Source organism: Sorangium sp. So ce131 (assembly GCF_051519095.1).
Taxonomy (GTDB): domain Bacteria; phylum Myxococcota_A; class Polyangia; order Polyangiales; family Polyangiaceae; genus Sorangium.
This window is the reverse complement of sequence record NZ_CP150455.1, coordinates 10116751-10142083: the sequence shown is the minus strand read 5'-3', so window position 1 is coordinate 10142083 and position 25333 is coordinate 10116751. Positions and strand designations below refer to the sequence as shown.

Genomic DNA, 25333 nt, shown 5'->3' with positions numbered 1-25333 from the left:
GGCGGCTCCGAGGAGGCCGCGGAAGCGCCCGATTCCCTGCGTATTTCCTCGCTTTTTTGCGCCGCGGGGCCGCCCCGCGGCGCCGCGCTGGCGGCGCGGCCGGGCGGTGCGACGCGCCGCGCTCCCCCTCCGTCGCGGCGCTCCGCCGCGGCCTTTCAGGGGTCCGCGCGATGCCCGATCTCAAAAATCGCGATTTCCCCCCGCATTTTTGTCTTTTTTTGTCCGGTGTCGTGTGCAAGGCTCGCTTTAGGCTGTGCGCGGCGAGGTGTCGCGCGCGAGCTCATGTCCTGAGGAGAGTGCCATGGCAGCTAAGAAGACGTCGGGTGGCGGCGGCGGCGGGAAGAAGACGTTGAGCAAGAGCGGCTTGATCCAGGCCATCACCGAAGCAGCCGGTGATGAGCTGAGCCGCAAGCAGGTGAAGAACGTCCTCGAGTCCCTCATCTCGATCGGTCATCGCGAGCTGAAGAAGTCGGGCGTGTTCACGCTGCCCGGCTTCGCGAAGTTCCGGGTGGTCAAGCGTCCTGCGACGAAGGCGCGCCAGGGGATCAACCCGTTTACCAAGCAGCCGATGACGTTCGCCGCCAAGCCGGCGAGCAAGTCGGTTCGCGCTCGGCCGATCAAGGCCATCAAGGACGCGCTCCTGTAAGCTTACAGTCCTCGCAGCGAGCGCAGAGCGGCCACGGCGACGTGGCCGTTCTTGCTCCATAGCCCCGCTCCCCGGACGGGCGTTCGTCCAGGGGCGGGGCGCGTCGAGGTCTACGCGGCTTAGGTGGCCTGGGCGGCCCGCGCCGCGGTCACTTCTTGCGGCTGTAGGCCTGCGCCGCGACCGGCCCCGAGCCGGTGCGCGCCTTGACGACCAGCTTGACCGTCCCGGGGAGCGGGAAGGGCCATTGGTAGCAGCTCTGCTTGGCGCCGATGGCGGCTGTCGGGCCGGTGTCCGAGTCGACGGCGAGCACCGGTTTCAGGTTGAAGGCGGCGAGCGCCGGCTGCCCGCCCGCGTTGAGGTCGAGCTCGAGCTGGAGATCGACCTCGGTGACCGTCGGGAGCGCCTGCGCCAGGAACGTGTAGCAATTGCCGGGCTGGAGCATGAAGGTCTGCCCCGAGACCGTCTGCCCCTCGGGCACCACGCCGCACACGGGCGCCCCTTCCATCTGCATCCTGGGCGCCTCGCCCGGGGCGCGACCCTGGAACATCGTGGTCATCGCGAGCGACTGGACTCCATCGCAGGGCGCCGTCGTGGGCGCCGCCGGCGTGGGCACGCCGGCGTCCTGGGGCGGGACGGACGTTATCGGCTGCGGCTGCGGCGGCGGCCCCGCGTCCGCGGGCGGCTCGTCTGCGAACTCCGGCTCCTTGCCGCCGCCGCAGCCCAGCGCCGCCGCCGCGAGCGCCAGGAGCATTGCTGAACCGAGCAGCCTACCCGTCACCATCATCCGTGCCCTCCTCGCGCACGGCTTGGCCGCGGATCGCGACCCCTCGTCGTGAGACAGCCATGCACGCGGGCGCTCATACACCCGACGGCGGCGGGGGGCTATGCAGGAGGCGCCGGCCGCCGCTCTCAGCCGGAGGGCCCGCCCGCGAGCTCGCGAAGGACACACATCCGCGCGACGAGCAGCGCCTCGGGCCGCACCGCGTCGTCGAGGTACGCCGCCGAGTTCGCCTCCGCCAGCGCCTCGCGCAGCATGCCCAGCTCCAGGAACGCGACCGCGCGCCCGAGGTGCAGCCGCGCCCGGTCCGGCGCGAGCCCCATGCCCGCGCTCGCCAGCATCTCCCGATCCAGAAACCACCGCACAAACTCTCCGGGACGCGCGAACCTCGCGCGGGAGCCGTGGTCGGTCATGCCGTAGGCTACCTCACTTTTGTCTCCTGACCAGCCCGGCTCACCGCCCTGGATCCGGGAAATCATGGCAGGAGCCGCATCATTCTCCCGGGGGGCTCGATGAAGCGCGGGCGTGGCACGTCCAAAGCGACATCCGGCGGACGACCTCGGAGCTCGGTCAACCGGGCGCCGGGGGGATCGCCGCGGGGCGCTCCTTGCGAGGGACCCGTTGCGTCGCGAGCCCGTCAGTGGGAATGAACGCGCCGTTCCGCCGGAAATTCGAGGAGGTTCTTTTGCTCCGTACGATTGGCGTCTTGCCAGCCATGGTCCTCACCGCAGCCCTCGCTGCTGGTTGTCACGAACAGCGAGAGGCCTCCGCGCCGCCGAACTACGCGAACCAGCCGCCTCCCGGCTATTACCAGCAGCCGGGCTATCAGCAGGGCTACCCGCCGCCCGGCTACCAGCAGCCGGGGTATCAGCAGGGCTACCCGCCGCCCGGCTACCAGCAGCCGGGGTATCAGCAGCCGGGTTACCAGCAGCCCGCGCCGCAGCAGCCCGCGCCGCAGCAGCCTGCCCCGCAGCAGCCCGCGCCGCAGCAGCCTGCGCCGCAGCAGCCCGGCGGCTTCCCGTGGCCGTTCCCGATCCCCGGCCAGACGACCGGCGGGCAGACCGGCGGGCAGACTGGCGGCCAGCCCGCGCCGAGCGGCGGGACGACCGCCGGGAGCGCCACGGCGATCGACCCGAACTTCGCCTCCGCGGCGACCATCCCGCTGAACGCCTACGCCGCGAACGAGGCGCAGGGCATGACGAAGGAAGGCGGGCCGATCGCAGGTCAGTTCACCGCCGGCCAGACCCTCGAGCACCAGTTCCAGCTGATGCCCGGCAAGTGCTACACGATCCTCGGCGTCGGCGCCGGGATCACCGAGCTCGACATCCAGCTCATCGCGCTGACCCCGATCCCGATGGGCTCGTCCGTGCTGGCCCAGGACAACTCGTCCGGCGCCAACGCCTCGCTCGGCGGCCGGGGCAGCTGCTACCGCTGGTCGCTCCCCGTCGGCATCAACGCCAAGGTCGTCGTCAAGGCGACCGCCGGCTCCGGCGTGGCCGCCGCCCAGATCTACGTGAAGTGACCCCACAAAACGCCGAGGACGCCGGGAGGTTCACTCCGGGCGTCCTCGGCGGTCAGGGCGCGAGGGGCGCGCTCAGACGCGGATGCCGGGGGCCGGGAAGCCGCGGCAGAGCTCCTCGACCTCGGCGGCGATGCGGGCGAGGTGCGCCTCGTCGTTCACGTGCTGGACGACCTCGTCCATCCACCCCGCGAGGCGCTCCATCTCGGCGGGGCCCATGCCGCGCGACGTCACCGACGGCGTGCCGATGCGGAGGCCCGACGGGTCGAAGGGCTTGCGCGGATCGAACGGGATCGAGTTGTAGTTGGCGACGATGCCCGCGCGATCGAGCGCCTGCGCGTACGGCTTCCCCGCGACGCCCTTCGGGGTCATGTCGATCAGCAGGAGGTGGTTGTCCGTGCCGCCCGTGATCAGCCGGAAGCCGCGCGACTCCAGCGCGCGCGCGAGCGCCTTCGCGTTCTCGACGATCTGCCGCGCGTAGTCGCGGAAGCCGTCCTCCGACGCCTCCTTCGCGGCGACCGCGATGGCCGCGGTCGTGTGGTTGTGCGGCCCGCCCTGGAGGCCGGGGAAGACCGCCTTGTCGATCGCGCTCGCGTGCTCCTTCTTGCACAGGATCATCGCGCCGCGCGGGCCCCGGAAGGTCTTGTGCGTCGTCGACGTCACCACGTCGGCGATGCCCACCGGCGACGGGTGCGCCCCGCCGGCCACGAGGCCCGCGATGTGGGCGATGTCCGCCGCCAGGATCGCCCCCACCTCGTCGGCGATCGACCGGAACGCGGCGAAGTCGATCGTGCGCGGGTACGCCGTCGTCCCGCACCAGAGGAGCTTCGGGCGGTGCGCGCGCGCCAGGTCGCGGACCTGGTCCATGTCGATGCGGTGATCGCTCTCGCGCACGCCGTAGGGCACGCTCTTGAAGTACTTGCCGGTGATGCTCACCGACCAGCCGTGGGTCAGGTGCCCGCCCGCGGGCAGGCCGAGGCCCATGATCGTGTCGCCCGCGTTCGCGAACGCGAGGTAGACGGCCAGGTTGGCCGGGCTCCCCGAGTAGGGCTGCACGTTCACGTGCTCGGCCCCGAACAGCTTGGCCACCCGCGACTTGGCCAGCTCCTCGACCACGTCGATCTGCTGCTGGCCCTCGTAATACCGCTTGTGCGGGTACCCCTCGGAGTACTTGTTCGTCAGCACCGAGCCCGTCGCCTCGAGCACCGCCCGAGACACGTAGTTCTCGCTCGCGATCAGCCGGAGCGTGTCCGCTTCCCGGCGCTCCTCCTTCCGGATGAGCTCGGCGATCTCCGGATCGACCTCGTCGAGCGGCCTCAGGCCCTTCACGTCGCTCTTCACGCTCATACTTCGAACTCCCCGCGTGTGAGGATGTCGGTGACGCGCCAGAGGAACGAGTTCGCCAACACCCCGTCGATGATGCGGTGGTCGTAGGACAGCGCGAGGAACATGACCGGGTGGATCGCGATCGAGTCCTCCTTGTCCTTCGTGACCACCACGACGCGCTTCTTGATCTCGCCCATCCTGAGGATGCCGACGTTCGGCTGCGAGATGATCGCCCCGCCGAACAGGTTCCCCTTCAGGCCGGGGTTCGAGACGGTGAAGGTCGTATTGGCGAGATCGTCCGCCGTGATCTTGCCGGACCGCGCGCGCCCGGCGAGCTCGTCGATGCTGCGCGCGATGCCGCGCAGCGCCAGCTCGTCGGCGTGCTTGATGCTCGGGACGATGAGGCCGCCGGGCGTGTCCACCGCCACGCCGAGGTTGACGTCGCGCAGCACCACGTAGGAGTTCTCGAGCACGCGCGCGTTGAACTCGGGGTGCTCGCGCAGCGCGCGGACGGCCGCGGCGCAGATGAAGGACAGGAACGTCAGCGAGACGCCCGCCTTCTTGTACTCGTCCTTGTGCGCCTCGCGGAGCTTCGACGTCTCGTGCAGGTCGACCTCGGCGACCGTCACCACGTGCGGCGACGTCACCTTGGAATAGACCATGTGATCCGCGGTGATGCGGCGCCGCCGGCTGAAGGGCACCACCTTGTCCCCCGGCTTCGGGGTGTACGGCGGCACCTTGTACGCGCCGAACCCGACGCCGGGCACCGGCGGGACGAACCCGCCGCTCGCCTGGATGAGCTGCGACAGCTCCGCCGCCTGGCTCGCGCCCGGCGCCTGGCTCGCGCCCGGCGCCTGGCTCGCGCTCGGGGCCTGGCGCGCCGGCTCGGGCGCCGCGCTCTGCTTCGCGCGCAGCACGTCGTCGCGGGTGATGCGGCCGTGCTCGCCGGTCCCCTGCACGGCGTGCAGGTCGACGCCCTCCTCGCGTGCCAGCTTCTTCGTCGACGGGCTCGTCAGCGGACGGGCGCCCTCGTCGTGGCCGTTGCTGCCCGGCGCCGGGGCCGGCGCTGGCGCCGGCGGCCGCGCCTCGGCGGCGGCGGGGGCCGCGCCCTGCTGGGGCGCTGCCTGGGACTCGGTCGCGGCCTCGTCGATCTGGCAGAGCAGACCTTCCTTGGCGACCACGGTCCCCTCCGACACCGCGATCCGCGCGACACGGCCGGCGATCGGCGCCGGGATCTCCGTGTCTGCCTTGTCGGTCGCAACCTCGAGCAGCGGCTGCTCGCGCTTGACGAAATCGCCCTCGCGCACGAGCCACCTCGAGACGGTCCCCTCGAGCACGCTCTCGCCGAGCTGCGGCATGCGAACATCGACCATCGCTTCTCGCTCCTCCAACGCGCGCCGCCGGGAGCGCCCGTTTCTCAGGGCAAGGCGGCACGGTCGTATACGCCTCCCGCCCCTCGAGGGCAACGACGCATGTTCGTCCGGCGTGCATCCTTCGCCGGGACGTCGCTGGAGCGGCGCCGGCGAGGCCCCGGCGGCGCGGCCCGGCCCATCCGGCGGCCAGCCGCCGGGGCCGCCGCGGCGAGGCCGCGCGGTCCGGCGCCGCGGCGCCCCGGAGCAGGAGGACCGGAATCCTACGTAGACGCTGCCATGCCCGAGCCGGTAAAAGACCCCGGTGCGTGACGTCGCGGCGGATGCGACCGAGGTCTCTCCCGGGGCCACCCCCAGCGAGGCCGCGCGCGATCGCCTCGCTCCAATGCCGGCGCGTGTGCCTGGCGCGGCGGCGATCGAGGCGCTCTCGCTCGGGGTCATCGCGTTCCTGCTGCTGCAGATCCTGATCTATGGCTACGGCCGCGATCAGGGCATCTACGCCATGGTCGCGCGCGTGGTGCTCGAGGGCGGCATGCCCTACCGCGACGCGTTCGACTTCAAGCCGCCCGGCATCTTCGTGATCTACGCGCTCGCGCGCGCCCTCTTCGGCCCGGCGCAGTGGGGCATCCGCGCGCTCGAGGTGCTCGGCCTCGCCGGCATGTGCGTCGCGATGGCGTCGCTCGCCGGGCGCACCTTCGGCGAGCGCCGGATCGGCGTCGTCGCCGCGGCGCTCGCCGTGCTCGTCCATGCCCAGCTCGATTTCTGGCACACGGCGCAGCCCGAGTCGTTCGGCGGCATGCTCACCGTGCTCGCGCTGCTCGCGGCCACGCCGCGCGCCCGCGCCGGCGCGCCGCGCCCGGCGCCGGGGGCCGCCGCGCTGGTCGTGTCCGGCGCGCTCTTCGGCGCCGCCGGGCTGCTCAAGCCCCCGCTCGCGGGCGGCGGCGCCGTGCTCGCCGTGGCGCTCGGCGCCCCCGCGCTCGCGGGGCTCGCGGAGCTCGCGCGCCGCCGCCTCGGCCTCGGGCGCGCGCGGGACGGCGCCTCCCCCGGGGCCGGCGCGGCGCGCGCGCTGCTCTGGGCCGCGCTCCGGCCCGGCCTGCTCATCGCGCTGGGCGGCGCGCTCCCCGTGCTCGCCTGCGTGGCCTGGTTCGCCGCGCGGGGCGCGCTCGGCGACCTGTGGGAGGTGCTGTTCGTCTTCACGCCGCACTACACCGCGCTCGGGTGGCGCGGCGCGGGCGTGCTCGAGATGACGTGGCACGGCGTCAGCGAGTGGCTCGTGCGTTACTCCGGCCCGGTCGCGCTCGGCCTCGTCTGCCTGGTCGCGCTGCACCCGGATCGCCGCGAGCGGGCGGGCGTGGCGCTGCTCTCGGGCGTGATCGCGGTGCACCTCGCGGGCGTGGTGATGCAGGCGAAGTTCTTCCCGTACCATTACGGCGCGACCTGGCCGCTCGCCGCGATGCTCGCCGCGCTGGGCTTCTGGAAGGCGTGGCAGCGCTGCGTGCGGCGCGGCGCGCTCGCCGCCGCGGCGCTCGGGGCGTCGCTCGTCGCCGCGGCGTTCGCGCGCTCCGCGACGAAGGATCTCGCCGATTTCTACGTCGATCGCTGCGCCGAGCGGCTCGCGCTGATCGCGTCGGGCGCGGAGGACCTGGGCCGGCTCGATCGCCTCGCGTCGGTCGCCGACGTGAACGCCGCGGCGAACCGCGCGGTCGCCGCGTGGGTGCGCGAGCGGGTCGCGCCGGAGCGGCCGATCTTCGTCTGGGGCTTCGAGCCGGTGATCTACGACCTCGCCGATCGCGCGCCGGCGACGCGTTACCTCTACAACGTCCCGCAGCGCGCGGCGTGGGCCCGGGAGCAGGCGCGCGCCGCGCTGATGCGCGACCTCGACGCGAGCCGGCCGGCCGCGATCGTGGTCGAGCGCCGCGACGTGTTCCCGTCGGTCACCGGCGACGGGCTCGACTCGCGCGACACGCTGGACGGGTTCCCCGAGCTCGCGGGGCTGCTCGCGGATCGCTACGAGCTCGCGGTGATGATCGAGGATTTCGAGATCTACCTCGAGCGCTGAGCGCCGGCGGCGACCGCCGGGCGTCGGCCGCGAGGGGCGGGCGCCGAGCGCCGGCCGCGAGGGTCGAGCGCCGAGCGCCGGCCGCGCGGGCAGCGCGGGGCGTGCCCGTCGGGCCGCCCCGCGCGCCTCGCGGGCTCAAGGGCAGCGGACGGTGTTGACCGCGCCCGGGGTGGGCGCCGCGGCCCGGAAGACGTGGCCGTCGCGGAGGCCGTCGGCGCAGCGCTGGATCGACTGCGTCGACGAGAGCGCGCCGGTGTCCCCCTCGTCGGCCTGGACGCGCTCGGGCGCCTCGGGATCGCGGGAGATCAGCGCGTTCAGGAGCCCCTCGTCGGCCGCGTGGCCGGCGCCGTAGACCACGGCGTCGATGAGGTGCGTGGCCGTGACCGGGGTGCCCGAGGGGAAAGCCGCGGGCAGCGCCTGGTACAGGCCGACCGCGTCCGGGCCGTTCTGGATGTTGTTGGAGACGGTGACCGGGTCGAAGCGCACGGCGGGCTCAGGGGTCACGGCGGGGTTGCCGACGAGCAGGAGGCCGGCCGCGTTGGTCGTTCCGGTGAGCTCCACCGCCCGGTACGACGGATCGCCCGAGAGGCCGCCGTTGAAGAGCACGAGCGTGTAGCCGGCGAGGCTCACATTCCTCACGCCCGTGCTGATCTCGACGAACTCGCGATCGTCGTTCAGCGGCGTCGTGGGCGTGTCCGCCTCGATCTCGTTGATCTGCAGCCGGATCACCGTCACCCGGAACGTCGACCTCAGCGCGCCCGGCCGGCTCACCAGGATGTCGCGCACGCCGGGCTGAATGTCGCCCGTGAGCGCGGGGATCGTGATCCGCGTGTCGGAGTCGACCGTGAAGGGCTGCGGCCAGTAGTCCACGGTGAGCTGCGTCGCGCCGGTGAAGTCCGTGCCCGTGAGCACGAGCGCGCCGCCGAGGGCGATGACCGGGTAGTCGACCGAGGTCACCGTGGGCGCCGCCTCGCAGGTCGTGCAGAAGGTGCCGCCGCAGTCGATGCCGTCCTCGTCGCCGTTCAGGCGCCCGTCCGTGCAGCTGGGCGCCTGGCAGGCGTACTCGACGCACACCTCGCTCGGGCAGTCCGTGTCGACGAGGCACGGCACGCAGACGCCGAGCGGGTTGCACAGGCCGCCGTCGGGCAGCGAGCACACGGTGCCGACCTCGACCGGCTCGTTCCGCGGGGAGCCATCGACGCACGCGTCGATCGTGCACTCGCTGCGATCGTTGGGCACGTCGTCGTCCTGGTCCACCTCGACGACCGCGCCGTCGGCGTCGCAGACCCGCGTGACGCAGTCGCCGTCCATCTGCGTCTCCGCGAGCGTGCCCGCGTCTACGTTCGTGGTGACGCACGCGCCGTCGAGGCACCTCGTCGTGGCGCACTCGCTCGCGGGCGCGGGGCACTCTGCGTCCGAGGTACAGGTCGGGCCGCCGCTGCCGCTGGAGGCGCCGGAGCCGCCGTCGCCGCCGCTGCCACCGTCGCCGCCGCTGCCACTGGAGCCGCTGGAGCTGGCAGCGCCGCCGCCGCCGTCGCCGCCGCCGGCGCTCGTGGAGCTGCTGGAGCTGGCAGTGTCGCCGCCGCCGGCGCTCGTGGAGCTGCTGGAGCTGGTCGCGCTGCCGTCGCCGCCGGAGCCGCCGCTGGCGCCGCCGGAGCTCGCGGAGCTGGTCGCGCTGCCGCCGCCGTCGCCGCCGCTGCCACCGCCGCCGGACGTGCCGGTGCTGCCGCCGTCGCCGCCGCTGCCACCGCCGCCGGACGTGCCGGTGCTGCCGCCGTCGCCGCCGCTGCCGCCGCCGGACGTGCCGGTGGTGCCGCCGCCGCCGGCGTCATTGCCGCCGTTCCCGGCGACGCCGCCATCCCCGCCCTGGCCTCCTGCGGCCCCCGCCCCGCCGTCCCCGTTGATCAGGCTGCGATCGGGCATCGTGATCAGCTCGCAGCCCGATGTGGCCAGAAACGAAAGGCTCAAGGCGAGCGCGGATCCATATCGACTCGATCTCGATCTCATTGACCACCTGTGTGCAGGTTGGGCTGTGGGCGCTCCGATCTTCGACGCTCACGCCGCTGCCCCTCGCGAAGGGACGAGCGGCCGGGCATCCTAGACGGACGGGACGCGCGATGAAAGCGCCGCACCGGCCTCGGCCAGCCCCGCCGCCGACCTCCGCCGCGTCGAGGGGCGGGGGGGAGGCTGAAGGAAGGTCGATGATCTCCCCGCCTCGACGCGCGCGCTCCGGCAGACGCGACCGCTACCTGGTCGCGGGCGCCTCGACCGAGGTCGTCTCCTCGATATCCAGGCGGCGCCGCAGCGCGGCCCGGAGCACCAGATAGGCGAGGAAGCCGATGGGCCCGAAGAGCAGCGTCAGGACCAGACAGGGCACGACCAGCACGTGCGGTATCCGTAGCCGCGCGGCGTCGCGCACCTCCCAGGAGCCCGTGAACAGATCGAAGACGAGGTAATGGATCCAGCCGACCAGCAGCACCTCCCTGCGCGCGAACAGCTGCTCGACGTCGTGCAGCGAGCCGAACCCTCCCTCGCCCTTGCCGAAGGTCGGCACGATCGCGATGAGGTACACGAGCGCCAGCGCCGCCGCGATCCCCGCGGCGATGCGCTGCGTCCACCGCCAGCGCGGGGCGAAGGCGAGCAGCAGCCATCCGGGGAGGACCGCCGTATTGCAGATCGAGAACACCGTCTCCAGGTCCATGGCTGCCGGGCAGGGTAGGTGAACCGCCCCGCGAGGGCAAAGGCCGCGCGCCGCCCGGGCGGGCCACGAGGCCGGCGAGGCGGCGCGGCAGGGGCGGATCGCCCGCGCAAAGGCAGGAGGCGGACCGACCGTCCGGATCCCGTGGCGCCGCGACATGCTTTCTCCTTTCGCCCTCCTCGCCTCCGGTGGCACCCTCCCGGTCGACCCCGCGCGGACTCGCGCGGTCTTCACAAGGAGAGAACCCGATGCCGCTCAACCACTACATCACCCTGGGCCGGTCCGGCCTGCGCGTCAGCCCCTTCTGTCTCGGCGCCATGACCTTCGGCGAGGACCTCGGCTGGGGGTCGAGCGTCGAGACGTCGAACGCGATCCTGGACCGCTTCATCGAGCGCGGCGGCAACTTCATCGACACGGCCAACGCGTACACGCGAGGCCACTCCGAGAAGATCATCGGCGATCACATCGGGCGCCACCCGAGCCGGCGCGACCGGGTGGTCATCGCCACCAAGTTCCTCTCCAACCTCTACCCCGGGGATCCGAACGGCGGGGGCGCAGGGCGCAAGTCCCTCATCGCCGCCTGCGAGCAGTCGCTCCGGCGCCTCCAGACGGACTACATCGATCTCTACTGGATGCACTGCTGGGACCGCTTCACGCCGATCGACGAGACCATGGCGGCGCTCGACGACCTCGTCCGCTCCGGGAAGGTGCGGTACATCGGCTTCTCCGACACGCCGGCGTGGAAGGTCGCCGAGGCGCAGCTGACGGCCCGCTTCCGGGGGTGGCAGCCGCTCATCGCCCTCCAGATCGAGTATTCGCTCCTGGAGCGCACGGTCGAGGGAGAGCTCATCCCCATGGCGCTCGAGATGGGGCTCGGCGTCACGCCGTGGTCGCCGCTCAAGAGCGGCGCGCTCAGCGGGAAGTACACCCGGGAGAACGCCGGCAAGGTGAAGGCCGACCGGGGCGCCTGGGTGGAGCGCGCGCTCGGCGAGCGCACGTATGCGATCGTGGACAAGCTCATCACGATCGCCAAGGAGCTCGAGACCACGCCCGCCCGGGTGGCGCTCGCCTGGGTGCAGGGCCGGCCGGGGGTGAGCTCGACCATCTTCGGCGCCCGGTCGCTCCAGCAGCTCGACGACAACCTCGCCGCGCTCGACGTCAAGCTCCGGCCCGAGCACGTCGCGGCGCTCGACGAGATCTCCCGCCCCACGCTGAACTTCCCCGCGGACTTCCTGAAGATGACCGGGGTGTTCACCCACGGCGGCTTGGTCGTGAACGGCGAGGACGCGCCCGTGTGGCCGATGGCGCCCCAGAAAGACAGCGAGCGTTATTGATCTCCGGCCTGCTCGCGGGCGCGCGCGGCGCGGCGCCCCCCGGGACCTCCGGCGGGCGGCCGCGCAGCCGAACCGCGCAGCCGGGCCACGCCGGGCGGCTTCAGTTGATGTCGGGCGGGATGGCGACCTGGCACTCGTTGGCCGGCGTCATCCACTTGATGGCGTTCAGCCAGAAGCGCTCGACCTGGTAATCCGGGTGGTCGACCCACTCGCTGTTGTACGTGATCCACTCGTCGCCCCAGACCAGGACGCGGCCCTTCCCGGACTCCAGGGCCTTCAGCACGTCGTGGCCGTCGCCCGTGGCCAGCGTCGTGCCTTCGCCGATCACCGGGTACCCGTTGTCCACGCCGACCCGCTCGATCCCTGCCAGGACCGGGTGAGATCCGGACCACTCGGTGATCGGGATCGTGGAGCCGCCCTGCCCCCTGGCCAGGATCTGCTCCCGGTCGTAGCCGACGCCGAGCGGCTCGAGCAGCGTGTTGACGTTCTCGCGCTCGTCCGGGTCGCCGTAGCCGATCAGGGTCATCAGCCCGCCGCCGTCCTCGATCCACGCCGCGAGCGCCTCGACCTCGCTCGGCGAGTACGAGCGCCCGATGCCGCTCACGTCCTGGATGATGATGACCTGGTGTTTGCTCAGCTCCTCGGGGGTGAGCTCGGCGTCGTTCAAGTCGACGGCCCCGTTCGTGCTGCGCTCGTCCAGCCAGGCGTCGAAGACGTCGCCCTGGCCCCATTCGCCCGGCTCGCCGAGCGTGGCGATGCGGATGCAGTCGCAGACGCCGTCCTGCCCGGCGTCGACGTCGTCGATGATGCCGTTGCCGTCGTTGTCCACGCCGTCGCAGCGCTCCCCCGCGCCGGGCAGGCCGCTCGCGGTGCTGTCGCCGCCGCCGATCCCCGGGTCGATGCCGCCGATGTCGTCTCCGCCGGTGCCGAGGTCGCCCCCTGGACCGCCGCCCTCTCCGCCGGGGCTGCTGCTGCTCCCGCCCGAGCACGCGGCCGCGTGCAGGGCGGCCCCGAGGCACGCGGCGCGGAGCAGACCTCGAGCCAGCCGTCGGCCCGGAACCCAGCCAAAAGACCAAGAGCAAGATCTTGAATTCATGGTTCTCTCCAAGCGTTTCCGATTCGATGACGACGTCGCCGCCGAGCCGCCGTCAGCACCGAGTCGAATCCTTCTATTGTCCGCACTGGCGCGTCGCTCCGCAATTCCAAAAAGCGATATTTGTTTGACTCGATGATCGCAGAGCGTGTGCGCCGCTGTCCGACCCGAGCTGCGGTATGCGCCCGCTCCATCACATGGCGTGTCCGTCGCCACGCCGTCTGTGGCCTCCTCGCGCGGTCCGCTCCGGATGCGACGCTCATTGTGGAGAGAGTTGTACAGGCACCTTGGACGAGGCTGCCCCCGTGGTGCGACATCGCTCCGCTTATCGGTACATCTCTCGCCTCGTCGCCGCGGGGCTCGACCTGGGCTGGTTCGACGTTTGGAGCGGCGCCGGGTGCGGGGGATACGCCGTCGAGGCGAAATTCGCCTGCTGCCCGGAGGCGACCGCTCCGTCGCGGCGCGCCGAGCCGCGCAGGGCGGGTGGCGCCATCGCTGTTGCTGCAATTGTTCGATTCGCGCGCTGTTTTTTGCGCACAGCGACGCCGCGCACCGCCCTGCGCCGGTGCCCATGTGGTATGTCCCGCCCCATGCACACACGTTCCTTGGCTTTCGCACTGCTCACGCTGGCGGCGACCCTCGCCGCCGGTTGCTCTGGATCTTCTGACGACGGAAACACCGGCGGCGCGGCGGGATCCGGCGGGCTGCCGAGCGCGAGCGGCTCAGGGGGCGGCGGCGCGGGCGACCCCGGCGCAACCAGCGGCGGCCCCGGTGCAACCAGCGGCGGCCCCGGCAGCGCGAGCGGCAGCAGCAGCACCACGGCGGGGACCGGCGGCGAAGCGGCAGGTACCGGAGCCAGCAGCGGCACGGGCGGCACCGAGAACCCGGGCTCCGGGCTCGGCTCCGGCGCCATGGAGGGCTCCGGCAGCTCGAGCGAGCGGTACGAGACAGCCCTCGTCTCGCGCGACGACACGCCGTATGTGCTCATCACCAACGGCTGGGGCCCCGGTTTCGGCAGCCACACCATCTCGTGGGAAGGCACGTCGTTCACGGTGGAGAGCATGAGCGGCTCGGCCGGGTCGATGGGGCAGCCCGCTTCGTACCCGACCGTATTTTGCGGCCGCTACTCGGTGAGGGAGGTGCCGGACTGCGGCCTGCCGGCGCCGAGCAACTCCATCACGAGCCTGCGCACCGGCTGGCGCTGGGCCAAGAACGGCAACGAGGGCGAGTACAACGCCGCGTACGACATCTGGATGGGCAATGGCAGCCAGCTCCGCGGCTATCTCATGGTGTGGCTGCGCGATCCGCCGAGCTACCAGCCCGCCGGGCAGCCGAACCCCGCGCACCAGGGCGTGACGGTCGCGAACGTCCCCGGCACGTGGAACATCTGGAACGGCATGGTGAACGGCCTGCCGATCGTGAACTGGGTGCGCGCCGAAGGGAACGACAGCTACGAAATAGAGTTCGACGTGATGGACTTCGTGCGCGACGCGGAGACGCGCGGCCTCAGCGTGCCCGGCGATCAGGTGAACGCGGTGGCCGTCGGGTTCGAGATCTGGGAGGGCCCCATCACGAACCTGCAGAGCGTCGACTTCTACGTCGACGTGAACTGACCGCGCGCTCCGCGCCTCGATCCGGAGCGCGCCGACGAGCTTCGGCGGCTCCGGCGAGAGCTCGTTCGCCACGAAGGCGAGTCGACCCCGCCAGCGATGGAATTACACGTCCCCGGGTCAGCCCGCCCATCGAATCGGCAGCTGCCCGAGGACCCGACGCGCCGGTCTCTGCTCGAGACCGTCGTTACGACGCTTTCGTCGACTCGATGTCCTTGGCGATGCGCTCGACGCTCTGCATCAGCGTCTTGATCTGGTCGCCGACGACCGGCCCCGCGTCCTCGACGAGCCCCTCGATCTGCTTGAGCACGGGCGGCAAGGCCTCCGGGGTGACCTCGTGGGCACGCTCGCCGCCGAGCTTCGCCTCGATGCGTCCGAGCTCGTCCTTGAGCTCGTTGAGCGCCTGGGCCACATGCTCCTTGTGCTGCACGTGTTCGTGGCGCGCGAGCTCATAGGCTATCGCGATGGCGCTCCGAACATCCCGCTGAACTTCCATCCGATCCATGCTTCTTCACCCGTGTCGTGGCTGGAGAGGGTTGGTCTCGAATGCGCGTTGGCGCAGGGTCGCACCCGGCACGGCAAGCACCTTTCATGCCCCCGGCGCCGCAGCACCCCTGGCGGCCGAGCCGGAGGGCGCCCGTTGCTCCGTGCCCTGCGCTCTGCGCACGACTGCGGTCGAGGCGCCCCACCTGTCGCAAATTGCCACGCACTGCCCCGGCGACTTGCCGGGCAACGCCGCGCCGCGCGGCGGTCGCTTCAGGGCTGAACGACCTCGAGGCCGCTGAACTCGATAGGAAAGGTGACGACGGTCGTGACGCCGCCCTTCGGCACGGGAAAGGTCATCTTCTCGAAGGCGTCGGCCACGCAGGCGTCGACCTGCGCGTTCTTCGCGGTCGACCTGACGACGTCGGCCTTGTTGACCTTGCCGGACGGCCCGATGGTCGCCTTCACGGTCACCTTCCCCGTGAACTTCGGCGAGGCCTTGATGCCGATCTTGTAACACTCGTCGAACAACTCGCCGTGTTTCTCCACGACGTCGCGGACGTCCGCTTCGGAGATGTTCCCGCCGAGCGTCCCGGTCGCGACGCCCGTGCTCGGCCGGAGGCTCCCGTGGCCCGGGGGCGGCTTCCCGGTCGTGTCGGTCGCGGCCGCCGCGCCCGGCTTCGTCGGAGGCACCTGCGCGCCCGGCGGGGGCGCCTCGCCGGCCGCGGGCGTCGGCCCTGCCGGCGCCCCGGCGGGCGCGCCCGCGGGCGCCGCGGACGCCGCGCCGGCGGGGGTCGGGGACGCCGCGCCCGCGGGCGCCGGCGAGCCGGACTGCGCCGGCTCCGGGGCGGGCGGCGGCGCGGAGGCGCAGCCCCCGAGCAGCGCGATGAGCAGAAGCAGACCTGATCGTCGAGAGCTCATGCCCGAAGGTAAAACCGGAACGCGGGCCCTTGTCCACGAGGATAGAGCCGCCGCAGCTCAGCGCAGCCGCAGCACCTCGACCTGCTGCGCGCCGCCGCGGCCCTCGAGCTTCGGCGCGCGACCCGTCAGCGCGGCCCAGAACACCTCCGTCCCGGGCCGCTTCCGGATCGGCACCGGATCGGCGTAGAGGAAGCCCGCCCGCCAGCGCTGCGGCGCGATCGCCGTCGGCAGGCCCACCTCGCGGACGAGCGGATCCGCCATCGTCGTGGACAGCGGTGCGCGCGCGACGACCCGCGAGCGCACCGCGAGCGTCACGTCGGCCGGGAGCGGGCCGCCCGCCCGCACGACGATCGTGAGCAAGGGCCGCGCGCCCTCGTGGAACGTCGTCCCGACGAGCTCCGTGCCGTCGTCGAACCGCGCCCCGAGCGGCGTGAGCGCCGCGTCGATCTCCGCCCGGAGCGCCGCCGCGCGCGTGCCGTCGCCCGCGGCGAGCGCGATGTTGTGGGCGATCCGCTTCTGATCCAGCGTCTCCGGCGCCGCGGCCGGCGGCTCCGCCGGCTGCCCGAAGTGTGTGCGGAGCTCCCACGTGAGGAACGGGTCCGGCACGATCTCGCGCGCGGGCTCGGTGCCCGAGAGGAAATACCAGGCGAACGGTCCCGGCTCGCGCTCGCGGAACGAGAACGCCTCGATGCCGCGCTCCGGCGCTGGGGCCGGCGTCGCGCCGAGCCCCGCGCCGAGCGCCCAGAACGGGCCCACGGCGGTGACGTCGAAGCGCCGCGCGAGGCTCGCCTGCTCCCTGTCGGGCAGGAAGCGCGTGTCGGCCAGGTAGGCGCCGCGCGGCGGCTCGCCCTTCGGCGCGGGCCGGGCCGCAGCCACCACGCGCCCGCCGAGCGCCCAGACCTGCGCCCAGGTGGCCTTCATCCCCTCGTGCATCTCGACGCGCACGTCCGCGGGCAGCCTCGGCGCGAGCCAGCGCAGGAAGGCCGTCTTCGCGCCGTCGGAGTGGATGAGGTGCCCGCGTTCGTTGAAGCGCCCGCCCGTCTCGCGCGCGTAGCGCAGGGCCGGGATCCCGTCGCGCAGGATCGCGGCGAGCGGGACGAGCCAGAGCCCGAGCGCGGCGAGCGCCGGCCACGCGGCGGGCGTCGGCCCGGCGGGCGTCGGCTCGGCGGGCGTCGGCTCGGCGGGCGTCGGCCCGGCGGGCGTCGGCCTGGCGAGCAGGCCGCGCCGGGCGGCGGCGCGCTCGATCAGCGCCGCGCCGCTCTCGACGAGGGCGGCGGCGGCGAGGGCGAAGTACGCGCCGAAGTAGTGCGGCCAGAAGATGTGGATGTCCGCGCCCTGGCGGAAGACGACGTACTGCGCGGTCGCGGTCGCGAGGTAGAGCAGCGGCAGCGCGTCGTGCTCGCGCCGGAGCAGGGCGAGCCGCGCGGCGCAGAGGGCCGCCCCGAGCTTGCCGGCGGCGACGGCGATCGGCGTGAACGAGAGCTCGATCCAGTAGCGCCGGCTCGCGAGCACCTGGCGGAGCGGCTCCGCGTTGCCGGAGGAGCGGAACCGGTAGCTCGCGAGCAGGTCGTCGAGCTTGCCGCTCCGGTGGAAGAGGAAGGCGTAGAGCGCGAGGGTCAGCGCGCCCGCGAGGGCCGTGAGCGCCCACCACGCCGCGGTGCTCCGCGCGTGGAGCACCGGCCCGAAGGCGCGCCGCGGGAGGGCCGCCCGGAGCGCCACGAACGCGAGCAGCCCGCCCGCGAGCACGAACGCCGGCCAGTCGGCCTGCATGCCGAGCGTGAACCCGATCACGCTCGCCGCGAGGTGGCGGCGCCGGCCCGTCTGCGTCAGCCGGACGTACCCGAAGAGGCCGAGCAGCGTCCACGCCATGACCGGGACCTCGAGCGCGTTGAAGTTCGCGAACGAGAGCGTGATCGGCAGGACGACGAACGCCGCCGCCGCGGCCGCGCCCGCCGCGGGGCGGTAGACGCTCCGGCCGATCACGTAGAGCAGGGGCGGCGTCGCGGCGCTCAGCAGGACGGCGGGCAGGCGGCAGATGACGTCGTGCCGGCCGAAGACCTCCATGAACGCGGCGGTCGTCCAGAAGATCCCCCACGGGTGGTGGCAGTAGTACATGTCCGGCGTCGGCCGGGCGGCGGTGTACTCCCAGACGGGCCCGAGGATCTTCCAGCGAAGCATGTTCTCCGCGATGATCCCGACGCTCGCCGACGACGCGTAATGGCCGGCGAGCAGGGGGCCGAACATCTCCCACGCCGCCGCGAGCGCGAACCACGCCGTGGCGATCGCGGCGACGGCGAGCGCCGCGCGGCGCTCGAGGCGGGAGGCGGCGGGGAGGCCGCGCGCGTCGAGCGGGCGGGGAGGGGGTCGGGGCGGCAGCAAGGCGGGCGCAGGCTATCGCCGATGGCGGGGGCGGGGAGGGGGTTTTGGGGGGCGAGGGGGAGGGGCGGCTCCACCACCTTCGCGGCGCCCGAGGCCTGGGACGGCGCCTGCACCGCCGCGAGCGCCATCCCCGCCGGCCAGGACTGCGGCGGGCAGCCGTGCGTACAAGTCGCTCTCGATCGACGCGCCCGGCTAGCGCTCGGCCGCCATGGCGCGGAGCGTCCTCGGCGGGTCGTCGTGTGGACGCATGCGCGCAAGCTCCTCCAGATCTCGTCGTCGTGCAGGAAGCCATCCGTCGATGCCGAGCCGAGGACCGCTGGCGGCTGTCGAGTCGGCTCTGGCGACGGTTGAACCATCGCAGGCAACCTGAGAGTCACTCCCATCCGGTCGTGCGCCGAGAGCACGTCTTCTCCGGAGGCGCCCGGCCAGCTGATATGAGCCTCGGGTAGTCGACTTCCGCATGCGGCACGAGCATCTCCGCGCCGACTGTAACCGCTGGGGCTGTCAACTTCATCGATTATTACATAGATTCCTATTCGAATCTGATCGAGGATCCCGGCCTGCTGTACACGCACCATGTTGCTCATGGGGGACCGGCAGGGAGGAGAGTAACTGGGCGTCGCGGCCGAGCTCCTGGGCACCAACGTCGAGCACGCCGCGGAGCGCACGGTGACGCGCTCGTTCTACGGCGTGCCGCACATCGAGGTGGGGTACCGCTTGCCTGCCCATCGCTGGCGAGGCGGTCATGGTCGTGTGCGCGGCTTCGCGCACACGACCCTCGGCGGCAGGTCAGGGAGGTCGGGCGCCAGCAACTCGGCGATGTGGATCCCGTCGGATGCCGTCGCGGGGAGGATCGCGACGCCCCGGACCCGCGCGCGCGTGGGATGGTAACGCAGGCCGCGAGGCTTGTCGGGGCCGCTCCAGACCTCGGACGTCTTGCCGTGCGCGGTCCCCTGGACCTCGACGAGCGGCAAGCCCTCGGTCTCGGTGTGCTTGCGGAGCGCGCTCTGCAGCGCCGGCGTACGTGATCTGCCGAGGTACACGACGGGCGACGTGCACGCGCTCGTGGCCGGACCCGGGGGCCAGTCACCGACGGCCGGCGGATCCTGCTCGCGCCCTTCCGGATCGTGCCACCATGGAATCTGCACCTCGCCGAGCATCAGGGGGACCTCGACGGGCGCGTTCGAGTAAACCTCGAAGCGAGAGGGCGACCGCGTCTCTCCCGCCGACGCATTGATCCAGAGCCGCTCGCCGGACGCTGCGACGCGCACCGGCCAGGCGCCGCCCGGCAGCGGCACAGCGCTCCACGCTCCTCCCCGCGGGCGGTGAAGCAGCTCCGGCCTGCGGTGAGACGGCGCGGCACCCGCCACCTCTCTTGCCACGACGAGCCACTGCGTCCCGTCGGCGGTGCCCGCGCAGGAGGCGATGCGTCCTTCCGGGAGATCCTGCTCTTCCCAGCGACCCTCGCCCCACCGGAACAGCGCGTCGTAGGTGCACAGGTACGCCTCACCCGCCCCCGTGCCTGCGAGCTGCACGAGGCTCCACGGCGACTCGTCGTCGAGCGGAAGCCATGACGGCATCGCCGGCCCGCGCCCCGGACCGAGCAAGAACGCCGCCCTGTCGTTGAAGCTGTCGTCGCTTATCACCAGGAGCTGCCCCGCTGTCACCGCCGCCGCTTCATAGCGCTCCCAGCGCTGCGCGACGTTCCCCAGCCGGGGATCGGTCGGGGGGCCGCCGGCGGCATTCGCGGGGGCGCGCGACCAGCGAGCTCCGTTCCATGTGAAGAAATGGCGCGGCATCTCCCAGGACTGACCCGCGGCCGAGAGCCCTGCCTGGACGTCCAAGATGGCACCGCGGGGGAGCGCGTCGGCTGTCGGCGTCGGCTGACCGGGGGGCAGCCGGAGGTCGGCGTCAGTTTTATACCGGGCGTCCCCGCGCAAGTTCCACCAGTTGATGTATTCGGGCAGGCCGGCGAGCCAGGCGGGATCCTGGCGCGCCTCGCGCCCACGAACGATGGCGAGCAGCGAGCGATCCAACAGCACCGCTCCTCCGGGGAACGGCGCCACCTCCACCTGGCCGACGGTCGATGTGAGGACCAGCGATAGCTGCGGCGGCGGCGGGCCCGTCTCGCCGTGCGCGACAGGCGTCCGCGCTTCGGGAGCGGCGAGGGGCGGGCGCGCCGCCGCCGCAGGGGCAGCGCGGAGCGCGCTCCGCGGCGCGTCACGGGGTCCAGGCGGCGCAGCGCACGCGGCGAGCGCGAGCGAGGTGAGCGCGGCCCGGCGCAGGCGCGCCCGCGACCGCGCCGAGGGAGCGTGGCTGGACGATGAAGGACGTTCCGGAAGCAGCATGTCCGAAGCGGAGGATAGCCGACCCGGCGGTCGTCCGTGGGGGCGCAGCACCGGCGCAGAACGGCCGTCGCTCGACGCCTTATTCCCGCCGCCGCATCGCCCGCGGTGAAGGGCTCGCGGTGTCACCGCCCCACCGTACGGTCACGCTGCACGTCCTGGTTGATATAGCGAACCTTGCTCACCACAGGTGCCGCCGCAGTCGGTGCGACTGAGGCGTGGGGTGAAGGGTCGTGATCTCTGCGCCGATGATCTCGTGGAATCTCGGTGCTCGCACGACGGCGCGGCATCGTCAGGCGCCCTGCTCGCTCTCGGCGTACACCGGGCGCGGCGACCGGCGTTTACCGGGTCGGCGCCTCCATCCTCGCCAGCTGCGCGACGTGATCCCGCCAGAAGCGCTCTGCGTCCCGGGTGGTCCACCCGCCGTCGTCGGCGAGGGCCTGCACGGCGCTGGCGACCTCCCGCATCGACTGGAAACGCGCCCGCGGATCCTTCTCGAGGCAGCGGAGCACGATGGCCTCCAGCGGCGCGGGGATCGGCTCCCCGCGGCGGACCGACGGCGGCGCGGGCTGCTGCGAGAGCTGCGCCGCGATGACCTGCGCGAGCGAGCCGCCCTCGAACGGCGGCCCGCCCGTGAGCAGCGCATACAGCGTCACGCCGAGCCCGTAGATGTCGCTGCGCGCGTCCGCCTGCTCGCCGCAGAACAGCTCGGGCGCCATGTACTCGGGGGTCCCGCGGATCACGCCCGTGCTGGTCCCGGAGACGGGCTCTCCCCGGGGTACCACCCGCGCGATGCCGAAGTCGAGCAGCTTGACGAAATCGTGATCGTCGCCGACGCGCGTCACGAACAGGTTCTGCGGCTTGATGTCCCGATGGATGACCCCCGCGTCGTGCGCCTCGATGAGCGACTCGCACGCCTGCGCGATGAAGCGCGCCGCGCGCGGGATCGGCATCGGGCCGTACGCGGCGAGCAGCGCGCCGAGATCCGCGCCCGGCAGGTACTCCATGGCGATGTAATAGATGGCGTCGTCGCTCGCGCCGAAGTCGAAGATGCGGATGGTGTGAGGGCTGCTCAGCATGCTCGCGGCGCGCGCCTCTCGCTTGAAATGCCGCACGGCGCCGGGCTCGGGCGCCTCCTGCATGCGGAGCAGCTTGAGCGCCACCCTGCGGCGGAGCGTGTCGTCCCACGCGAGCCAGACCTCACCCATGCCTCCCTGGCCGATCCGCGCCTCCAGCCGGTACCGGCCGAGCTTGCGGGCCTGATAGACCTGCTGCTGCGCCGACCAGACGAGGTGGCTCGAGACCCCGCCCAGGAAGGCCGAGGCGAGCACGAACACGTAATGCCCGGCGACGGCGGCCAGCGCCGACACGTCGAGCAGCGTCGCGCGGGTCGACGCGGAGAACACCGCGGCTGCCCCGATCACGAGCGGGTACGTGAGCGCGAGCAGCGCGAGGGACCGCAATGCCGACCACCAGGGGGCTGGCGCGACGACGCAGCGGACGAGCATGATGATGGAGAGCCCGTCCATGTAAAAGCTGCGGATCCCGCCCAGCTCGAGCGCCATCATCGAGATGAACAGCGCGGCGGCGAGAAACACAAGCTCCCGGGCGGCGGCGATGCGCCGGAGGGGGACATCGTCCCTGAGCGTCATCCGGTAGACGACGACGATGAGGGCCTGCTCCACCAGCCGGAGCGCGGCGAAATGCCATAACGGCGCGCCGGGGTAGACCCACGTCACCATGTACACGTCGAGCAGGAAGAAGGCGGGCCACCCCCACAGGCCGACGTACGTCGCGCGCCGGAGCGCGCGGCGCTGGCCCTCGCCGTCGGCGGTGCGCTCCGGGTGCTCGGCGCGGCGCACGGCGTTCCGGTCCAGCACGGCCCGGAACGCCGCGGACGCCGGCGCGCCGTCGAGGTCCTTGACGGTCGGCGCTGTCTCCATGCCCATGCTCGCCCCCCCTGTCACGCCGCGCCTCGGCGGCTCCTCCACCATTCTTCCCGGGGGAAGGCGGGAAGCAAGACGGATGGAGCAGCGTCAGGGGCGCGGCGGAAACACGCCCTCTTCGATGAGCTCAGCCCGCAGCGCCAGGGCGTCGGGGTGATTGAGCACGAGCACGGCGATCGTGGCGCGGCCGGTGGCCGTCCGGCCCACGAGGCGCGAGCCCTCCCATCGGAAGTGCCTGTTCCACGGATCCTTGCGCGGAGGGTAGAGGCGCACGATGCGCCCCGACTCCGGGTCGACTCCGGCGATGTTCGGGCCCTTGTAGCTGTTGCAGTAGAAGCAGGTGAGCGCGAGGTTGTCCGTCTCGGTCGGCCCGCCGTGCTTCTGCGCGATGACGTGATCGATCTCGAACGGAATCGAGGAGATGGCCTGTGGGAGCAGGCAGTACTCACACGTCGCGTTCGCGCGCTGCCAGACCAGCGCGGCGAGGGCTGCGTCCATCGCAGCTTATGCGGCGAGCCCGGCTCGTTTCAGCGATCTCCGCGCCTTCGAGCGCAGGAGGTCGAGGATGCGCCCGACGCGGCGGTAGCTCTCGAGCTCGACCTGCTCTCCGTCGGTGAGCTCGCCGCCCTGCGCCCGCACGGCCAGCTCGTGCATGCGCGCGCGATCCTGCTCGTCGAAGGCGAGCTGGAGGATCGACTGGGCGGCTTCCGGGGAGAGGTCGTCGCGCTCGGGGCGGATGAGCCGGCTGAGGATGGCCGCTTCGTCTCCCGCTCCAGGCATCGGTCGCCGATCCATGTCAGGAGGGTACCACATCTCGTGCCCGAGGCGTGCGAGCGCGCGGGGCGCCCCCTGGGGCTGCCGCATCCCGAGGGCGCGCGAGCGCGCGGGGCGCCCCGTGGGGGTGCGCCCCGTGGGGGTGCCGCCGCCGCGGACCTCCTCCTCGATCTGCTCCGAGATTGCTCCGAGATGGTAGCTTCCGCCCACCTTGGGTACCCCGTCCCCCCCGGCGGAGCCTCCGGCTGCGGCCCCGCCGCGCCGAGCGCCGCCCTCCGGCCCGCTCCGCCGCGCGGCGCGCGCCGCCCGTTGCGCGGCCCTCGCCGCCCGCCGCGCGCCGCTCGGCGCCGCCCTCGCGCTCGTCGTCGTCGCCGCATCGGTCTACGTGATCGCCGTCCCGCTCGCGGCCGTCCGCTATCCGCCGATGACCGACCTCCCGTTCCACGCGGCCGAGACGGCGGCGCTCCGGCACTACCTCGACCCGGCGTGGCACTTCCGCGAGCAGTTCACGCTGCAGCCGATCGCGGTCCCGTACCTGTCCATGTACGCGCTGGGCGCGCTGCTCATGGTCGTGCTCCCGCCCGTCGCGGCGGTGAAGGTCGCGGCGGCGGCGATGCTCGCGCTGCTCCCCGCGGGCCTCGCGGTGCTCTTTCACGGCCTCAAGCGGAGCCCGCTGCTCGGCGTGCTCGGGCTCAGCGTCGCCTGGTGCAACCTGACCCACTGGGGCTTCCTCAATCACATGGGCGCGCTCGGCCTCTTCGCGATGGTCGTCGGCCTGACGCTCCTGCTCCTCGATCGCCCCTCCCGCGGCCGGCAGATCGCGCTCGCTCTCGCGCTCGTCGCGCTGTTTTTCACCCACATCTTCCGCTTCCCGTTCGCGCTCGCCGCCGTCGTCGGGACGGCGATCGTCCTGTTCCCGGCGACGCGCCGGCTCCGCCCCATCGCGCTCCCGCTCGCGCCCTCGCTGGTCCTCTTCGCCGCGTGGCTCGTCGTCCGCCCCAAGACCCTGCGCGGCGAGCCGTTCGCGATCGAGCCCCACTGGGATCGGCTCCGCGAGATCCCCTCGCTCCTGTTCACGAGCTTCACCGATCCCGCCGAGGCGACGGCCGCCGGGCGCGCGGCGCGCCTCGTGTTCGCCGCGCTGCTCGTGTGTGCTGCCGGCGCCGTCCTGCGTCGCGCCGGCGCCTCCGCCGGTCCGGCCAGCGCGCCCGAGCTGCCCGTGCTGCCCGAGCCCCCCGAGCCGTCCGCGCCGCTCGCGCCATCCGAGCCACCCGCGCCCCCCGCGCCGCTCGCGCCATCCGAGCCCCCCGCGCCGCCCTCGCCGCTCGCATGGCTCGCGCGGCGGTGGACCTTCACCCGCGCCGCCGCCTTCGTCCCGATCGCCTGCGCGGCCGTCTTCCTCGGCCTGTTCCTCACCTTGCCGCTGCAGATCGGCCTCTGGTGGTACGTCTACCCGCGCGAGATCGTCGCGGCCCTGTTCCTCGCGTTCGGCGCGTTCCCGGATCTGCCGCGATCGCCCTGGCTCAAGGTGCCGGTCGTGCTCGCGCTGTCGGGCGCGGCGGTCTCCCTCGGCGCCGTCACGCTGGACAACTACCGCCGGTTCGACCGGGCCACGCAGGACTTCGACGCCATCATCGCCCGTATCCCGCCCGCGCCCAAGCTGCTCTACCTCATCTTCGATCACGGCGGCTCGACCCGGACGACGACTCCCTTCATCCACCTCCCCGCGTGGGTGCAGGCCACGCGGGGCGGCTGGCTCAGCTTCCATTTCGCCGTCTGGGACGCCTCTCCCGTCGCGTACCGGCCGCGCACCGAGCCGGGCGCCGTCGTCCCGCCGCCCACGCCGCTCCGGTGGGAGTGGACGCCGGAGAAGTTCGACGTGCGCCGCCACGGCGCCTTCTTCGACTGGTTCCTCGTCCGGCGGCGGGCGGGCGCCCGCAACCTCTTCGCCAAGGACCCGAGCATCGTCCCGGTGGATCACGTCGGCGACTGGTGGCTCTACCGGCGGACCAGCGCGCCGTAGCGGGCGCCTTGATCCGGCTTTTTTGTGTA

The 25333-nt window shown here is 72.7% G+C and carries 20 protein-coding genes; 6 read left to right on the top strand and 14 right to left on the bottom strand.

Annotated features, from left to right (window positions below; all coding sequences use genetic code 11):
- The first annotated feature begins 301 nt into the window (after positions 1–301).
- A complete protein-coding gene (locus WMF43_RS36865) occupies positions 302–646 on the top strand; it encodes an HU family DNA-binding protein (RefSeq protein ID WP_104984568.1) in 345 nt (114 codons plus the stop codon).
- A 148-nt stretch (positions 647–794) separates the two neighbouring features.
- Here the strand turns inward: WMF43_RS36865 and WMF43_RS36860 are convergent, their stop codons facing one another.
- Complete coding sequence (locus tag WMF43_RS36860) at positions 795–1430, bottom strand: hypothetical protein (RefSeq protein ID WP_437672027.1); 636 nt, start codon at positions 1428–1430, stop codon at positions 795–797.
- A gap of 125 nt (positions 1431–1555) precedes the next feature.
- Positions 1556–1903 carry a hypothetical protein gene (locus WMF43_RS36855; RefSeq protein WP_437672025.1) on the bottom strand — a complete coding sequence of 116 codons (348 nt, stop codon included), beginning with the start codon at positions 1901–1903 and terminating at the stop codon, positions 1556–1558.
- A gap of 206 nt (positions 1904–2109) precedes the next feature.
- On the opposite strand from WMF43_RS36855, the gene WMF43_RS36850 reads away from it, so the two are divergent.
- A complete protein-coding gene (locus tag WMF43_RS36850; protein ID WP_437672023.1) occupies positions 2110–2946 on the top strand; it encodes a hypothetical protein in 837 nt (278 codons plus the stop codon).
- A 72-nt stretch (positions 2947–3018) separates the two neighbouring features.
- Here the strand turns inward: WMF43_RS36850 and glyA are convergent, their stop codons facing one another.
- Together glyA and WMF43_RS36840 are read right to left on the bottom strand one after the other, a co-directional pair.
- Complete coding sequence (gene glyA, locus WMF43_RS36845) at positions 3019–4290, bottom strand: serine hydroxymethyltransferase (RefSeq protein WP_437672021.1); 1272 nt, start codon at positions 4288–4290, stop codon at positions 3019–3021.
- Entirely contained in the window at positions 4287–5642 is a 1356-nt protein-coding gene (locus WMF43_RS36840; RefSeq protein ID WP_437672019.1) for a dihydrolipoamide acetyltransferase family protein, read from the bottom strand. The genes glyA and WMF43_RS36840 overlap by 4 nt, the downstream gene beginning before the upstream one ends.
- 301 nt (positions 5643–5943) lie before the next feature.
- On the opposite strand from WMF43_RS36840, the gene WMF43_RS36835 reads away from it, so the two are divergent.
- Complete coding sequence (locus WMF43_RS36835; RefSeq protein WP_437672018.1) at positions 5944–7698, top strand: glycosyltransferase family 39 protein; 1755 nt, start codon at positions 5944–5946, stop codon at positions 7696–7698.
- 135 nt (positions 7699–7833) lie between these two features.
- Here WMF43_RS36835 and WMF43_RS36830 read toward each other — a convergent pair whose 3' ends face one another.
- Together WMF43_RS36830 and WMF43_RS36825 are read right to left on the bottom strand one after the other, a co-directional pair.
- Positions 7834–9666: a hypothetical protein gene (locus tag WMF43_RS36830; protein ID WP_437672016.1), complete on the bottom strand. Its 1833-nt coding sequence runs from the start codon at positions 9664–9666 to the stop codon at positions 7834–7836.
- 277 nt (positions 9667–9943) lie between these two features.
- The gene (locus tag WMF43_RS36825; RefSeq protein WP_437672014.1) at positions 9944–10399 is read right to left on the bottom strand and encodes an ABA4-like family protein; all 456 of its coding nucleotides are present in this window, start codon (positions 10397–10399) and stop codon (positions 9944–9946) included.
- 245 nt (positions 10400–10644) lie between these two features.
- Here WMF43_RS36825 and WMF43_RS36820 point away from each other — a divergent pair, with 245 nt between their 5' ends.
- Entirely contained in the window at positions 10645–11730 is a 1086-nt protein-coding gene (locus WMF43_RS36820) for an aldo/keto reductase (protein WP_437672012.1), read from the top strand.
- Positions 11731–11830: 100 nt separating this feature from the next.
- Here WMF43_RS36820 and WMF43_RS36815 read toward each other — a convergent pair whose 3' ends face one another.
- The gene (locus tag WMF43_RS36815; RefSeq protein WP_437672010.1) at positions 11831–12826 is read right to left on the bottom strand and encodes a hypothetical protein; all 996 of its coding nucleotides are present in this window, start codon (positions 12824–12826) and stop codon (positions 11831–11833) included.
- A 602-nt stretch (positions 12827–13428) separates the two neighbouring features.
- Between WMF43_RS36815 and WMF43_RS36810 the strand changes: the two genes are divergently transcribed.
- On the top strand, positions 13429–14436 hold the full coding sequence (locus tag WMF43_RS36810) for a GH12 family glycosyl hydrolase domain-containing protein (protein ID WP_437672008.1): 1008 nt from the start codon (positions 13429–13431) through the stop codon (positions 14434–14436).
- A gap of 184 nt (positions 14437–14620) precedes the next feature.
- Here WMF43_RS36810 and WMF43_RS36805 read toward each other — a convergent pair whose 3' ends face one another.
- From WMF43_RS36805 to WMF43_RS36775, 7 genes are all read right to left on the bottom strand, one after another.
- Complete coding sequence (locus tag WMF43_RS36805) at positions 14621–14929, bottom strand: hypothetical protein (RefSeq protein WP_437672006.1); 309 nt, start codon at positions 14927–14929, stop codon at positions 14621–14623.
- A gap of 260 nt (positions 14930–15189) precedes the next feature.
- Positions 15190–15837 carry a TonB family protein gene (locus WMF43_RS36800; RefSeq protein ID WP_437672004.1) on the bottom strand — a complete coding sequence of 216 codons (648 nt, stop codon included), beginning with the start codon at positions 15835–15837 and terminating at the stop codon, positions 15190–15192.
- Between the two features lie 57 nt (positions 15838–15894).
- A complete protein-coding gene (locus WMF43_RS36795; RefSeq protein WP_437672002.1) occupies positions 15895–18216 on the bottom strand; it encodes an ArnT family glycosyltransferase in 2322 nt (773 codons plus the stop codon).
- Positions 18217–18959: 743 nt separating this feature from the next.
- Complete coding sequence (locus WMF43_RS36790) at positions 18960–20258, bottom strand: hypothetical protein (protein WP_437672000.1); 1299 nt, start codon at positions 20256–20258, stop codon at positions 18960–18962.
- Between the two features lie 644 nt (positions 20259–20902).
- Positions 20903–22504 (bottom strand): serine/threonine-protein kinase, encoded by a 1602-nt coding sequence (locus WMF43_RS36785; protein WP_437671998.1) that lies wholly within the window; start codon positions 22502–22504, stop codon positions 20903–20905.
- Positions 22505–22597: 93 nt separating this feature from the next.
- Complete coding sequence (locus WMF43_RS36780) at positions 22598–23005, bottom strand: HNH endonuclease (protein ID WP_437671996.1); 408 nt, start codon at positions 23003–23005, stop codon at positions 22598–22600.
- 6 nt (positions 23006–23011) lie between these two features.
- On the bottom strand, positions 23012–23287 hold the full coding sequence (locus WMF43_RS36775) for a hypothetical protein (protein ID WP_437671994.1): 276 nt from the start codon (positions 23285–23287) through the stop codon (positions 23012–23014).
- A gap of 205 nt (positions 23288–23492) precedes the next feature.
- Between WMF43_RS36775 and WMF43_RS36770 the strand changes: the two genes are divergently transcribed.
- The gene (locus WMF43_RS36770; RefSeq protein ID WP_437671992.1) at positions 23493–25304 is read left to right on the top strand and encodes a hypothetical protein; all 1812 of its coding nucleotides are present in this window, start codon (positions 23493–23495) and stop codon (positions 25302–25304) included.
- Positions 25305–25333 lie beyond the last annotated feature (29 nt).

What these genes read in the sequence shown, in the direction of transcription:
- WMF43_RS36865 (WP_104984568.1), top strand. Translation starts at nt 302, where the DNA reads ATGGCAGCTAAGAAGACGTCGGGTGGCGGCGGCGGCGGGAAGAAGACG.
- WMF43_RS36860 (WP_437672027.1), bottom strand. Translation starts at nt 1,430, where the DNA reads ATGATGGTGACGGGTAGGCTGCTCGGTTCAGCAATGCTCCTGGCGCTC.
- WMF43_RS36855 (WP_437672025.1), bottom strand. Translation starts at nt 1,903, where the DNA reads ATGATTTCCCGGATCCAGGGCGGTGAGCCGGGCTGGTCAGGAGACAAA.
- glyA (WP_437672021.1), bottom strand. Translation starts at nt 4,290, where the DNA reads ATGAGCGTGAAGAGCGACGTGAAGGGCCTGAGGCCGCTCGACGAGGTC.
- WMF43_RS36840 (WP_437672019.1), bottom strand. Translation starts at nt 5,642, where the DNA reads ATGGTCGATGTTCGCATGCCGCAGCTCGGCGAGAGCGTGCTCGAGGGG.
- WMF43_RS36825 (WP_437672014.1), bottom strand. Translation starts at nt 10,399, where the DNA reads ATGGACCTGGAGACGGTGTTCTCGATCTGCAATACGGCGGTCCTCCCC.
- WMF43_RS36820 (WP_437672012.1), top strand. Translation starts at nt 10,645, where the DNA reads ATGCCGCTCAACCACTACATCACCCTGGGCCGGTCCGGCCTGCGCGTC.
- WMF43_RS36815 (WP_437672010.1), bottom strand. Translation starts at nt 12,826, where the DNA reads ATGAATTCAAGATCTTGCTCTTGGTCTTTTGGCTGGGTTCCGGGCCGA.
- WMF43_RS36805 (WP_437672006.1), bottom strand. Translation starts at nt 14,929, where the DNA reads ATGGAAGTTCAGCGGGATGTTCGGAGCGCCATCGCGATAGCCTATGAG.
- WMF43_RS36800 (WP_437672004.1), bottom strand. Translation starts at nt 15,837, where the DNA reads ATGAGCTCTCGACGATCAGGTCTGCTTCTGCTCATCGCGCTGCTCGGG.
- WMF43_RS36785 (WP_437671998.1), bottom strand. Translation starts at nt 22,504, where the DNA reads ATGGAGACAGCGCCGACCGTCAAGGACCTCGACGGCGCGCCGGCGTCC.
- WMF43_RS36780 (WP_437671996.1), bottom strand. Translation starts at nt 23,005, where the DNA reads ATGGACGCAGCCCTCGCCGCGCTGGTCTGGCAGCGCGCGAACGCGACG.
- WMF43_RS36775 (WP_437671994.1), bottom strand. Translation starts at nt 23,287, where the DNA reads ATGCCTGGAGCGGGAGACGAAGCGGCCATCCTCAGCCGGCTCATCCGC.